Origin of the sequence: Xenorhabdus anantnagensis, from assembly GCF_028598555.1 — a bacterium.
Classification (GTDB): Bacteria; Pseudomonadota; Gammaproteobacteria; order Enterobacterales; family Enterobacteriaceae; genus Xenorhabdus; species Xenorhabdus anantnagensis.
This window is the reverse complement of record NZ_JAQRFN010000004.1, coordinates 137525-151750: the sequence shown is the minus strand read 5'-3', so window position 1 is coordinate 151750 and position 14226 is coordinate 137525. Positions and strand designations below refer to the sequence as shown.

The following is a 14226-nucleotide window of genomic DNA, read 5'->3' as shown; positions in this document are numbered from 1 at the left end:
TGAGACAATTTTTTCTAAGTACGATTTTTTCTGATTGACATTTATTTAAATTTTATGTCATTTCAACATGTTACGAATAACATAATGCAAAATGCCATCATTATAGAAGTAAGCCAGTTCTGTTGCTGTATCAATGCGGCAACGGGCATCAAGCATAACTTCCTGTCCATTGACATAGATAATTTTCACCTTAATTGTTTGCCCAGGCTGAATATTAGCTAATCCAGTAATATCGATTCTCTCCTCCCCCGTCAGATTTAAGGTCTTACGGCTAATGCCTTGAGGAAACTCCAATGGCAAGACACCCATACCAATCAAGTTAGAACGATGAATGCGCTCAAAAGACTCCGCAATCACAACCCTAACCCCCAACAATCTTGTTCCTTTCGCCGCCCAATCGCGGCTTGATCCTGAACCATATTCTTTACCCGCAATAACGGCTAACGGTATTTTTTCTTCTTGATAACGCATAGCGGCATCATAAATAGCAAGTTGGGATTGTGAAGGAATATGGCGGGTATATCCTCCTTCAATTCCTGATACCATTTCGTTGCGAGTACGAATGTTGGCAAACGTTCCTCGCATCATAACTTCATGATTGCCACGCCTTGAGCCATAAGAGTTAAAATCTTTTGGTGCAACACCATGTTCTTGCAAGTAGCGTCCGGCAGGGCTGTCGGCATTGATATTTCCAGCCGGGGAAATATGATCCGTCGTGACTGAATCCCCCAAGATCGCCAAAATGTGGGCCTGATGAATATCTGTAACCGGTTTAGGCTCAGCCGTCATTTCACTGAAGAAAGGGGGATGTCGTATATAGGTAGAGTCCGGCTGCCAAGAATAAGTCGCTGAGCTTTCGACGTTCAGCGATTGCCAACTTTCGTCACCATCAAATACGGCATTGTATTCTTTATGGAACATTTCAGTTCTGACTTTTCCAACCGCTTCTGCAACTTCTGCACTGTTAGGCCAGATATCTTTTAAATAAACATTATTACCTTGTTGATCCTTTCCGATAGGCTCCCGCGTCAGATCCTTTGTCATACTGCCAGAAAGAGCATAAGCCACTACCAATGGCGGTGAAGCCAACCAGTTTGTTTTCACCAATGGGTGAATGCGTCCTTCAAAATTACGGTTACCGGAAAGCACGGCCCCAACAGTCAAATCATATTGTTTGATCGCTATTTCAATAGGATCAGGCAATGGACCAGAGTTACCAATGCAGGTAGTACAGCCATATCCCACTAAATTAAAACCAAGTTTTTCCAGATATGGCATAAAGCCTGCCAGAGCCAGATAATCTGTCACTACTTTCGAGCCAGGGGCCAGTGAGGTTTTAACCCATGGTTGACGCTGCAACCCCTTCTCAACTGCTTTTTTGGCAAGTAAACCTGCTGTCATTAATACACTTGGGTTAGAAGTATTTGTGCAGGAGGTAATGGCCGCAATAACCACAGCACCATCTTGCAGTGAAAAAGTTTGATTATCTAAAGTAATCGCTGCTGTAATTGGTACTGCTGATGAAGGCTCTTGGGTTTTATGGATATCCAATTCCATGGCAGATTGAAAAGCCTGTGGTACATTACCCAATGCAACCCTGTCTTGAGGGCGTTTCGGCCCAGCCAGACTTGCTTCAACCGTTGACATATCCAACTCAAGGGTACTAGTAAAGATAGGCTCATCCTCCGCGTTACGCCACAAACCCTGAGTCTTGCAATAAGCTTCAACCAAGGCAATTTCTGCTTCATGGCGCCCCGTTAAACGCATATAGCCTAATGTGATGTCATCAACAGGGAAAAAACCACAGGTTGCGCCATATTCAGGAGACATATTGGCAATGGTTGCCCTATCTGCCAGCGGCAAATCAGATAATCCATCACCGTAAAATTCAACAAATTTACCCACAACACCGTGTTTGCGCAGCATCTGTGTCACAGTCAGTACAAGGTCAGTTGCCGTAATCCCTTCTTGCAATTTTCCGGTCAGTTTAAAACCAACAACATCCGGGATCAGCATGGAAACGGGTTGCCCCAGCATGGCTGCCTCGGCTTCAATGCCTCCTACACCCCATCCAAGAACCCCCAATCCGTTGATCATGGTCGTGTGTGAATCCGTTCCGACCAGCGTATCAGGATAAGCAAAATCCTTACCATCCTGATTTTCATACCAAACGGCTTTCCCCAGATACTCAAGGTTAACCTGATGACAAATTCCTGTTCCGGGGGGTACAACGCGGAAACGATTAAAAGCCTTTTGTCCCCAACGCAAAAACAGGTAACGTTCATGGTTGCGTGCCATTTCTATCTGAACATTTTCTGAAAATGCTTGCTCAGTACCAAATTTATCAACCATCACCGAGTGATCAATAACCAAATCAACAGGAGATAACGGATTCACTTGTTCTGCATTTCCACCGAGTCTCAGCACGGCTTCCCGCATCGCAGCAAGATCCACTACGGCTGGTACACCCGTAAAATCCTGCATGAGTACACGAGCAGGACGATAAGCAATTTCTCGGTCTGCATGACCGTTTTTTTGCCATTCCACCAACGCTTTCAAATCGTCTTTTACAACAGACTCACCATCAATATTGCGTAGAAGATTTTCAAGCAGAACTTTCAGAGACTTTGGCAGGCGGGATATATCGCCCAATCGTTCAGATAACAGAGGTAAACTGTAATAGTGATAGGTTGTACTGCCAGCGGATTTGTTGCCACTCGATTTACGACTAATCGAGAGCGTTGAAGCACAGTCCGTTTTCAATTTAAACGACATAACTCCTCCTTTCTTATTATTTATGGTCAGCTACACCATTAAACATAACATATAAGTAAGTATTTGTTATTCTGCAACCACACATTTTGCTAAATAGCTGTAAATCCTCATTTATTGATAAATTTTAATGATGACACCTCCAAAGTAGATATGCTTTATTTACGTCATAAGAGTTTGATTGAATTGGCTATAAAGTTTCTACACATTTCTGGTGAATAAATTTCAAATTACAACTTAAAAAATGAAGGTATATTCAGAGTTCTCAATGAGTTTGTTAAATATTGGAGATAAATTATGGATACAGAAAAAAATAAAGATTACCAGTATTATTTAAGCCATATACAGCAAGCAGATAAATTCTTTTCCACTGGCATTAAAGATAAATTTTCCTTATCAGATTACCAGTTGAAAGATACAGATGGTCTTGTTCAATTTATTATTACTTCAAACATTGTTGACAAGATCAGTATTATACAGAAAATGAATGAAATCAAAAAAATACAGATCGCTCTTTCTTCAATAGCCGCCGACTACATCACTAAATACACCAATGTTCATGGCAAAGAGTATAAGACTGACATTCAATTTTGGGGAGATATCATGGCAAAATTGCCATTGATGAGCGTCATGAATATCGAAAGTCAAACTTATCAACATGAAATGAAAGGAGTTTCAATTGCAACAAATTTACTCGAACTCATCATGGATATTATTTTAAATGCAGGCTCTCCTAGCCTTAACAGTTTTTCCAATTTCCTGCAAAAACAAGGTGATGCCATCAGGCTAGGTTTAAAACGAAATGGAGATCATTATTCCACCCTCACATTAGCCAGTGCCATTGAGGCAATTGGTGTTGAAGATCGAGTCACGTATATCCCTAAAATAAAACTGTATAAAATAGATTTTAATAGAACCAACTCAGAAGTGACGTCAAACTGTGCTTCTAATGAAAATATTAATGTTGAATTTACTTACTCCTCTTGTATTTCATTATTTAATTATCAAGCGTTAGAAGATCATGATATCAAAACAGCCTTCGATAATTTCATTCTTAAAAACCAAAAATCCTCTATCGAAGATTCTGATGGTTTTTTCAGTGGTGAGTTTAAGACTGAGATTCCAAAAAAGTCATAAGTTAATTGTGGTTTCAGAAAGTTTAAGATATTTTTGATTAAATAAAAATCAGAAATTCTAACTTCAATTTATATGGAGCTACAAGTCTATGTACGTACCGCGTAAAATGAAAATGACGGAAAAAACAATGGCGTTAAAAACAATGGCGTTAAAAACAATGGCGTAAACAAGTAACTATTAAGAATTAGCAGAGGCCCTGCAAAGATTTTTGTAATCAAAGAATGGAAAGAAGATAAAGATCAACCACCCCCTTACATTCCAGGAGGTGGTTTAATCTTATAATCCATTCTTTATACTATCTATATTATCTATACTATCGGTAGTTCAATATCCTTGAACATTTCTTCGATTTCTTCATTGGAGCGCAATGCAATAGCTTTATCTACAACATCACGCGTCAAATGAGGGGCAAAGCGCCAAATAAAATCGTACATATAACTACGTAGAAAACTGCTGCGGCGGAAACCGATCTTAGTGGTGCTATAACTGAATTTCCCACTCATATCAATACGTACTAGATCACTGTCCTGAGTTGATTCTACAGCCATACTGGCAATTACACCAACCCCCAACCCTAACCGCACATAAGTCTTAATTACATCAGCATCTGTTGCTGTAAATACGATCTTAGGTTTCAAATCAGCCCGCTCAAAAGCAACATCCAATTCAGAGCGCCCAGTAAAACCAAATGTGTAGGTTACTATCGGATATTCTGCCAATTCTTCAATCGTCACATTCTGTTTATTGGCAAGAGGATGTTCTTTTGTTACCACGATAGAACGGTTCCAATGATAACAAGGCAACATAATCAGATCGCTATAAAGATGAAGTGCTTCTGTTGCTATCGCAAAATCACTGTTTCCTTTACATACCTCTTCCGCAATCTGAGTTGGAGAACCTTGGTGCATATGCAGTGATACATTAGGGTAACGTTCAATAAAGCCCTTGATAATAGGGGGCAAGGCATATCTTGCCTGTGTGTGGGTGGTCGCGATATATAACGAACCACGATCGGGATAGGTATGTTCGCTGGCAACAGAACGAATTGAATCGATTTTTGACAGAACCTCACGTGAAATACGGACAATTTCTTCACCAGCCGGAGTCACGTGAGTCAGATGTTTACCACTACGAGCAAATATCTGAATCCCTAACTCATCTTCGAGCATTCTGACTTGTTTGCTTATCCCTGGTTGAGAGGTATACAATCCTTCTGCCGTAGAAGATACGTTCAGATTGTGATTAACCACCTCTACAATATAACGCAATTGCTGTAGTTTCATATCAGCACTGTCCCTAATAATGAAATGTATGAATGTTTTGCAGTCTAATTAATATCTATATTGCTAATCGTTACTCACTTATAACCATACAGAATATATATTTGTCAATATATAACCACTATAACACCTGCTGTATATTTATATAACAAATAATTAGATTGAGTAACTATTATCAAACGTTTGTTGCAGATATATTGTGTTTAAATTTTGCTGAAATACAAAAAAAGCCAGTCCAATGGACTGGCTTTTTAGAAAGAAAAGTTACATTTCTGCCAAAAAAAGAAATATCCCTCTAAATATATATCTATGATATATACTCAATAAATGAGGGTATAACACATAGACTAATCATCAGATCAATTATTTCTCTTTCACAAGCCAAGCACCTTCAACAAAAAATGCTGCCCATCCGGTAGCTTTACCATTTTTCTCAGAAGAAACGTATTGCTGTTTAGTTTTACGGCTAAAACGGACAATTGTTTTATTTCCCTCTGGATCAGCAACAGGTGCTTCCGCTAAATAACGCAATTTCTCCGGCAAACGATCTTTAAACTGAACAAGCTCTTCAACCAATGGTGCGCGCGTTTCACGAGATTTAGGGAAAGTGTTGGCCGCTAAAAAGACTCCAGCTGCACCATCACGCAGGACAAAATAAGCATCTGATTTTTCACATGCCAGTTCAGGTAACGGAACAGGGTCCTCTTTCGGTGGTGCTACTTCCCCACTACGCAAAATCTTACGGGTATTTTTGCACTCTTCGTTTGTACAGCCCATGTATTTACCAAAACGCCCCACTTTTAGGTGCATTTCTGAACCGCACTTATCACACTCAACTATTGGACCATCATAGCCCTTAATACGAAACTCACCTTCTTCAACTTCATAACCATCACATGCAGGATTATTACCGCATACATGCAATTTCCGCTGGTTATCAATCAAATAACTGTCCATCGCTGTACCACACTTTTTACAGCGACAGCGAGCACGCAATGCATTGGTTTCAGCATCATCCCCTTCCAGAATATTCAGAATTTCATTTTCTGGAATAAGGTTAATAGTCTGCTTACATCTCTCTTTAGGTGATAACGCGTAACCAGAGCAGCCAAGAAATACGCCTGTTGTTGCAGTACGAATCCCCATTGGGCGGCTACAGGTCGGACACTCAATTGATGTAATCACCATCGGATTCGGGCGCATTCCACCTTCATCAGGATCTTTATTGGCTATATCAAGCTGCTCACTGAAATTAGAGAAAAATTCGTCCAGAACGCCTTTCCAATCCACCTCATTATTGGCTACATGATCGAGCTGGTTTTCCATTCTTGCCGTGAAATCATAGCTCATCAATTCGTTGAAATTCTCTCCCAAACGATCATTGACGATTTCACCCATTTTCTCTGCATAGAATCGGCGGTTTTCTACTCGAACATAACCACGATCCTGAATAGTGGAGATAATTGATGCATAAGTTGATGGGCGACCAATTCCGCGTTTTTCCAACTCCCTGACCAAGGATGCTTCACTGAAACGCGCAGGGGGTTTTGTAAAGTGCTGACTTGGTATCAATTCTTGCAAATCAAGTTCTGTTCCCACTTCAATTACCGGCAAAGTATTATCTTCATCCCCTTTGCGCAAAGTCAGCATCACTTTTGTCCAACCATCAAAACGCAGAGTACGGCCTTTGGCGCGCAGCTCAAAATCGCCAGCTTGAACGGTCAGTGTCGTGGAATCATATTTCGCAGGCATCATCTGACAAGCGATGAACTGACGCCAGATAAGCTGATACAATTTTTGAGCATCAGCTTCCATATCTTTCAGTTCTTCTGCCATGACATCGACATTAGAAGGTCGAATCGCTTCATGGGCTTCCTGAGAATTTTCTTTACTGCTGTAAATATTGGCACTTTTCGGCAAATATTTGTCACCGAAATTGCTGCTGATATAACCACGAACCATTTCCAAAGCATCCTGACTCAAGTTAGTCGAGTCAGTACGCATATAAGTGATATGCCCTGCTTCATATAAGCGTTGTGCCATCATCATGGTTTTTTTAACCCCAAACCCAAGCCGTGTACTTGCAGCTTGTTGCAATGTTGAGGTGATGAACGGTGCACTCGGTTTACTGGACGTCGGACGATCTTCACGATCAATCACTTTGTATTTCGCTTTCTCAAGCAAAGATACTGCTGACTGCGTTTGTTGAGCATTTACAGGTTTAAACGGCTTTCCCTTCTCATGGGTGACTTCCATATGGAGAGGAGTATCTCCCTTAGCCATTAAATCCGCATATAACTGCCAATACTCTTCCGGCACGAATGCCTTGATTTCACGTTCCCGCTCAACAACAAGGCGAACCGCAACCGATTGAACTCGCCCAGCGGACAACCCTCTGGCAACTTTTTTCCACAGTAGCGGGGAAACCATATAACCCACAACGCGATCCATAAAACGACGCGCTTGCTGAGCATTAACGCGATCAATATTCAATTCACCAGGTTTATCAAACGCCTGTTTGATTGCATTTTTGGTAATTTCATTGAATACCACTCGACTAAAACGGGAATCATCCCCACCAATCACTTCCCGCAGATGCCATGCAATAGCTTCTCCCTCTCGGTCAAGGTCTGTTGCAAGATAGATGCGATCAGCTTTTTCAGCCAGCGTTTGCAGCTCTGAAACAACTTTTTCTTTGCCTGGCAAAATTTGATAGTTCGCTTCCCAACCATGATAGGGATCGACGCCCATACGATTTACCAGCGCCGTTTTCTCATCTTTTTTTACTTTCTTTTTATTCTTATCGGTAGATGAGCTTGAACTCTTTTGACTCACTGTTCCACTTGTCGGCAAATCACGGATATGACCCACACTGGATTTCACAACGTAGTCATTCCCCAGATATTTATTGATTGTTTTGGCTTTTGCCGGGGACTCCACTATAACAAGAGCTTTAGCCATAGTTACCTTTACCTAATTATCTTCTTTTCAGATGGCGAAAATCACGGCGTTATGTTGCGATATATAAAATAAAACCTCTTTTTATATTGCGATAGATTTGCAAGATATCAACTAATTTTTATCTTGTACTTTTGCTTAAGCGCAAAACCCTTTGAAATATTTAGGGTATTTTATATATCAACACAGGCCATGCAATTGTATGATTTAACAGTTGTAAACAAAATCTTCCATCTGCATGACGAAAAGCCCACACTCTACCTGATAAAAAACGATGCGCAACAACTTATTTCTTGAAGGAGCACAATAAATGCAAACTGAAACCATGCCAATTAAGCGAGAACAGTTACTGAAAAAAGCAAATGAAATCATTAAGACACATGACGATTTTATACAGGGTATGTGCGCAGAAGGTGTGGAACAAAAAGGTGGAATATTAGTATTTCGAGGCAAGTATTTTCTGGATGAAAATGGATTGCCTACCGCAAAAAGTACCGCTGTGTTTAATATGTTTAAACATTTAGCACATATATTATCCGAAAAGTATCATTTAGTAGATTAAAAATCTAACAATACCACTCCTGCCTGATTGATTAGCTAACCATAAATATGCGGGCATAAAGGATATAACAAAATTTCCTCTATTAACCCGCATTACTCGTATGTTTGTCACCATATTACAGGCAAGAATAACCATTTGTAGCTATAACAGCTTTCCGTTATAACCATTTCCTTCATAATAAAGGCTTTTCTCCTCTTTGCCACCAACGCATAAACAATTTATCAACGTTTTCCATCGTACTACCCATAAAACGCTCTATGACACGTTTGCGGCGAGAATAGTTGACGCCAATAACTTCATAGTGTTTGATTTTTTCGATCAGGAAATCATCGCTAACACCCATGTCATCAATCAGTCCATTCTCTTTTGCCTGTGTGCCATACCAATACTCACCAGTTGCTACTTTTTCCATATCCAAAGACGGACGATGTTGATGAATAAATGATTTGAATAACTTATGCGTTTCGTTCAGATCTTCCTGGAATTTCTTACGGCCCTGTTCAGTATTTTCGCCCAGAACAGTCAAAGTGCGTTTGTACTCGCCAGCAGTATGTAACTCCACATCAATATCATTTTTCTTCAACAACTTATGGATATTTGGCAATTGCGCCACAACGCCAATGGAGCCAATGATCGCAAACGGTGCGGCTATGATACGATCAGCTACACAAGCCATCATATAACCACCACTTGCAGCAACTTTATCCACAGCAACCGTCAGATGTACCTCTTTCTGGCGCAAACGAGCCAGTTGAGATGCGGCCAGCCCATATCCGTGTACCACTCCACCAGGGCTTTCCAGACGCAGTAACACTTCATCATTTTTGTCTGCTACTGCCAGTATTGCACTGATCTCTTCGCGGAGAGAATCCACCTCATGAGCGTCCATACTGCCTTTAAAATCCAAAACATAAAGATTCGGCTTCTGTAAACCTTTCTGGCCAGTTTTGGCTTCCGTTTTTTTCTGTTTAGCATCACTCTTTTGCTGCTTTTTTAATGCCTTTTGCCAGATTTTCTGTTCTGCTTCGCTCATTCGAGCCTGCTGCATTTGACGCTGCCTTTCCTTGTATGATTCACTCAGATTAGTCAGTTTCAATTCCCCTTTGTGCATTGTTTTACGCACACCTAAGCCGATGCAAACTACCGCCAGAACAGCGATTGCTAAAACCACCGTGAGTACTTTAGCTAAGAACAATCCGTATAGAGACAAATATTCCACAGATCCACCTTTCATTAATTTATGATGAACAATATGTTTCATTCTAACTAAAAATCGAAAGCCTTACTCTAATAGTTTGTTGAATACTGCCGTAACCATAAGCACAAATTTGACGGGAACCTTAAGTTTTGTTCTTATGATAAACCGCATGTGCCATTCTGAAATGGCAAATCATAGATTCATAAGCAATACAGGAAGATTGTCCGATGTTTGATTACCAACCCAATAACGATCTGCTGCAACAAAAAATTATTTTAGTCACTGGTGCGGGTGATGGAATTGGGCGTGAGGCCGCACTGACTTATGCCCGTCACGGCGCACAGGTTATTTTGCTGGGACGTACAACAGCGAAACTGGAAGCAGTGAAGCAACAAATTGAAAACATTGGCGGTTTGCCTGCTGATATTTATACGATGGATCTGCTGACTGTGACCGCAGAAGAGTGTCAAACTTTCGCCAACGACTTAGCACAGCGTTATTCACATTTGGATGGTGTTTTGCATAACGCGGGGCTTCTTGGTGCTGTTGCTCCTATCGTAGAACAGCCTGTCCAACTTTGGCATGAAGTGATGCAAGTGAATGTTAATGCCACTTTTATGCTGACTCAGGCGTTAATTCCTCTTTTATTGAAATCCACCAGCGGTTCTTTGGTATTTACCAGCTCCAGTGTCGGTCGTGAAGGCAGAAGTGGCTGGGGAGCTTACGCTGTATCCAAGTTTGCCACAGAAGGCTTAATGCAGGTTTTGGCGCAAGAATATCAAAATACACCCCTGCGCATTAACTGTATCAACCCCGGCGGAACACGCACCGGTATGCGAGCAAATGCCTTTCCTGATGAAAACGCTGCCAAGTTAAAAACACCAGCGGATATTATGCCTGTCTACCTTTATGTAATGGGAGATGACAGTCGAAATGATTCCGGTATCAGTTTTGATGCCCAACCCGGTCGCAAAGCGGGGCCTGCCGAATAATGACCAGAGATAACAGCCAGTATCAAAAAAGGCAACAACGCCTGAAAGAAAAAGTCGATGCCCGCATTGAAGCTGCACAGCAAGAACGGGGGATCGTCATCGTATTCACCGGAAACGGTAAAGGAAAAACCACTGCTGCATTTGGCACAGTTGTTCGTGCAATCGGTCATGGACAGCGTGCTGGCGTTATCCAATTCATCAAAGGAACTTGGGAAAGCGGTGAAAGAAACTTGCTGGCGCAACAAGATGTTGAATTTCATGTGATGGCAACTGGTTTCACTTGGGAAACACAAAATCGTGAAACAGATACCGCTGCCTGCCAAGCCGCATGGAAACATGCTGTGAGAATGTTATCCGATCCTTCATTGCATCTTGTGATGCTGGATGAATTGACTTACATGATCAGTTACGGTTATTTAGAACTTGCTGATGTCCTGACAGCCCTCAAACAGCGCCCTTCACATCAAAGTGTGATTATCACAGGCAGGGGATGCCATCGAGAATTACTGGAATATGCCGATACAATTACGGAAATGCGCCCGGTAAAACATGCTTTTGATGCCGGAATCAAAGCACAGAAAGGGGTTGATTGGTAGTTAATTGATGTAGTTGATGAGTGTAATTGATTGATAAATGAATCCGCTGTTTCAATATTGATTAGCATAAATTTAGTATAAATGCTGATCTAGGCTGAAACAGCGGCTTAGGCGTATTATCGACCTTTAGATGTCGTCTTCCTGCCCGCATTCTGGCGAGAACTGCTTGCAGGACGCTTCCCAGCAGGGCGGGATGCAACCTGTGCATGTCTTCTTACTGCACGGCGGATTTGGTTAGCTTTAATGCGACGCTGATCACGTTCAACTGCAACCTTTGTCACAACTTCTTCATCCAAACCAACCAACTGACGTAAATAGTTAGTCTGTTCCAGTCCCAACTCAGTCCAGCCAGCACGCGGCAAGCCTTTTGGCAGATCAATATCACCATAACGCACACGGATCAGGCGACTGACCTGTACACCAACCGTTTCCCACAAACGTCTGACTTCACGGTTACGACCTTCTGTCAAAGTGACGTTGTACCATTGGTTGATCCCTTCACCACCTTTAAAAGCAATGGTTTTGAATGAAGCCGGGCCATCTTCCAATTGCACACCCTGTGTCAGTTGACGCAATTTTGCATTATCCACTTCACCAAAAACGCGAACTGCATACTCACGCTCAACTTCGCAGCTTGGGTGCATCAAACGGTTAGCTAACTCCCCATCGGTGGTAAACAGCAACAATCCACAAGTGTTAATATCCAAACGCCCTACTGCAATCCAGCGCGCGCCCTGCATTTTTGGCAGGCGATCAAATACTGTCGGACGGCCTTCAGGATCATGTCGGGTACACAATTCACCTTCCGGCTTGTAATAAGCCAGAACACGACAAACTGATTTTTGTGGTTCTTTGATATTCAAAATCCGTCCATCCAGACGAATTTTTACTGAGAGTTTAACCTCAATTCGATCACCCAACTTTGCGGTCTTGCCATCAATACTAATGCGCCCTTGTTGGATATATCCCTCGATTTCGCGACGGGAGCCATGGCCAGAACGCGCGAGAACTTTTTGTAACTTTTCTGTTTTATCGCTCATTGAGCAACCTCTATTGTCGCCTTCACAGGCGTCGTATGCATTAATAAATAAAAAATTAAATCATGTACTTTATAAAAAAGGCGTGATATCACCTTCGCCTTCACGAAGAATTACTGGTGAATCCCCAGTTAAATCTACTACCGTTGTCGGTTGCTGCCCAAGATAACCACCATGAATAATTAAATCAACTTGTTTACCTAATGTATCCTTTATCTCTTCGGGATCGGATTCGGCAAAATCATTACCGAGTAAAATCAGGCTGCAAGACATCAAAGGTTCACGCATCTCTTCCAGCAGCGCCAAAGCGATAGAATTAGAAGGAACACGCAGACCAATAGTTTTACGTTTTTCATTCATCAATCGGCGAGGCACTTCTTTTGTCGCCTGTAAAATAAATGTGTAATTACCCGGCGTGTTATTTTTGATCAACCTAAACGCCTGATTGTCCACATGGGCATAAGTTGCAATTTCAGACAGATCACGACACATCAGAGTAAAATTGTGATGTCCTTCCACTTGACGAATACGACATATACGGGTCATTGCATCCTTATTTTCAAGACAACAACCAATGGCGTAACCTGAATCAGTAGGATAAATGACAACTCCGCCCTTTTTCAGCGCTTCCACACATTGGTCAATAAGACGTTTCTGTGGATTATCAGGGTGGATATAAAAAAACTGGCTCATAACGATAACCTCTATACTTCTACGCAGTCCCTAACGTGACCAGTCGTGCCATATCGGTACAACATCACCGGGTAACCATAAATTGCGCCCAAGTTCTATCCATGAACAAGGTTGGTGAAAATCCGATCCTAATGATACTTTCAAGCCATATTCTTTTGCCAGTTGACCAAGTTGTTGCCTTTCATTAGGTGCTTGCTGGCACTGTGCAACTTCCATTGCATCACCACCATGTTGTTTGAACCAGGCTATTAACCGTTTCAGCCACTTCATCGACAAATCATACCTGCCGGGATGAGCAATCACAGCCTGTCCCCCTGCCTGATGAATGGTTTCAATAGCCTGCTCAATTGTACACCATTGCGGCGGGACATAACCGATTTTCCCCCTTGCCAGATATTTTTTAAAAACTTTCGGAATAGTGGGTTCAATGCCTGCTTCTATCAAATAACGGGCAAAATGGCCTCGTGTGATCTGCCCACCATTCGCCAATCGAGATGCGCCTTCCCAAGCATCGGGAATACCCGATTTGGCTAACCGACGCCCGATTTCGATACCACGCTGTTTTCTTAAATCAACCTGATTAGTCAAAAGTTTTCTTAAGGAAACAGAGTTGATATCAACATTTAAGCCAACAATATGAATTTCAAAATTTTCCCATAATGTCGAAATTTCGACGCCGGATACCAAAGTTAATGGCAGATTATTTTGCTGTATATGGTTTAAAGCAGGCGGAATACCTGCCATCGTATCATGATCGGTGATTGCCAGTACATCAATGCCCATAGAGATGGCTCTGTCCACGAGCAGCTCTGGTGATAACACACCATCTGAAGCAGTCGTATGGCTATGCAGATCGTAGCGTCTTGTCATTTCACTGACGGCTTCAGTCATTGTCCTGTACCTGTTTGTCGGGTGGGAAATCAGGGCACTCTCTATCAAGCGATCAACTGATATTAAGTACAAAGCGCAAATGATAACACAGGGGATGGAATTAAAGAGGG

At 41.9% G+C, this 14226-nt stretch carries 11 protein-coding genes; 4 read left to right on the top strand and 7 right to left on the bottom strand.

The genetic code is table 11. The features are described 5' to 3' along the window. Positions 1-57: 57 nt before the first annotated feature. Positions 58-2775, bottom strand: coding sequence for an aconitate hydratase AcnA (acnA, locus tag PSI14_RS04975; RefSeq protein WP_273574741.1), 2718 nt, complete (start codon positions 2773-2775; stop codon positions 58-60). Positions 2776-3069: 294 nt separating this feature from the next. Between acnA and PSI14_RS04970 the strand changes: the two genes are divergently transcribed. Then, the gene (locus tag PSI14_RS04970) at positions 3070-3909 is read left to right on the top strand and encodes an Evf family palmitoylated virulence factor (RefSeq protein WP_273574740.1); all 840 of its coding nucleotides are present in this window, start codon (positions 3070-3072) and stop codon (positions 3907-3909) included. A 308-nt stretch (positions 3910-4217) separates the two neighbouring features. On the opposite strand, the gene cysB is transcribed toward PSI14_RS04970, so the two are convergent. Both cysB and topA read right to left on the bottom strand, forming a co-directional pair. Then, positions 4218-5192, bottom strand: coding sequence for an HTH-type transcriptional regulator CysB (gene cysB, locus PSI14_RS04965; RefSeq protein ID WP_273574739.1), 975 nt, complete (start codon positions 5190-5192; stop codon positions 4218-4220). Positions 5193-5552: 360 nt separating this feature from the next. After that, positions 5553-8150 (bottom strand): type I DNA topoisomerase, encoded by a 2598-nt coding sequence (gene topA, locus PSI14_RS04960; protein WP_273574738.1) that lies wholly within the window; start codon positions 8148-8150, stop codon positions 5553-5555. A gap of 307 nt (positions 8151-8457) precedes the next feature. On the opposite strand from topA, the gene PSI14_RS04955 reads away from it, so the two are divergent. Further along, positions 8458-8709: a YciN family protein gene (locus tag PSI14_RS04955; protein ID WP_273574736.1), complete on the top strand. Its 252-nt coding sequence runs from the start codon at positions 8458-8460 to the stop codon at positions 8707-8709. A 172-nt stretch (positions 8710-8881) separates the two neighbouring features. Here the strand turns inward: PSI14_RS04955 and sohB are convergent, their stop codons facing one another. Beyond that, positions 8882-9928, bottom strand: coding sequence for a protease SohB (gene sohB, locus PSI14_RS04950; RefSeq protein WP_273574735.1), 1047 nt, complete (start codon positions 9926-9928; stop codon positions 8882-8884). A 206-nt stretch (positions 9929-10134) separates the two neighbouring features. On the opposite strand from sohB, the gene PSI14_RS04945 reads away from it, so the two are divergent. Together PSI14_RS04945 and cobO are read left to right on the top strand one after the other, a co-directional pair. Next, positions 10135-10899, top strand: a complete 765-nt coding sequence (locus PSI14_RS04945; RefSeq protein ID WP_273574733.1) for a YciK family oxidoreductase — start codon at positions 10135-10137, stop codon at positions 10897-10899. Continuing rightward, complete coding sequence (cobO, locus tag PSI14_RS04940) at positions 10899-11495, top strand: cob(I)yrinic acid a,c-diamide adenosyltransferase (protein ID WP_273574731.1); 597 nt, start codon at positions 10899-10901, stop codon at positions 11493-11495. The genes PSI14_RS04945 and cobO overlap by 1 nt, the downstream gene beginning before the upstream one ends. A 116-nt stretch (positions 11496-11611) precedes the next feature. Here cobO and rluB read toward each other — a convergent pair whose 3' ends face one another. The 3 genes from rluB to rnm form a co-directional block, all read right to left on the bottom strand. Then, entirely contained in the window at positions 11612-12535 is a 924-nt protein-coding gene (gene rluB, locus PSI14_RS04935; RefSeq protein WP_273574730.1) for a 23S rRNA pseudouridine(2605) synthase RluB, read from the bottom strand. A gap of 69 nt (positions 12536-12604) precedes the next feature. Beyond that, positions 12605-13225 carry an L-threonylcarbamoyladenylate synthase gene (locus PSI14_RS04930; protein WP_273574728.1) on the bottom strand — a complete coding sequence of 207 codons (621 nt, stop codon included), beginning with the start codon at positions 13223-13225 and terminating at the stop codon, positions 12605-12607. 30 nt (positions 13226-13255) lie between these two features. Beyond that, a complete protein-coding gene (rnm, locus tag PSI14_RS04925; protein WP_273574727.1) occupies positions 13256-14116 on the bottom strand; it encodes an RNase RNM in 861 nt (286 codons plus the stop codon). Between the last annotated feature and the right edge of the window lie 110 nt (positions 14117-14226).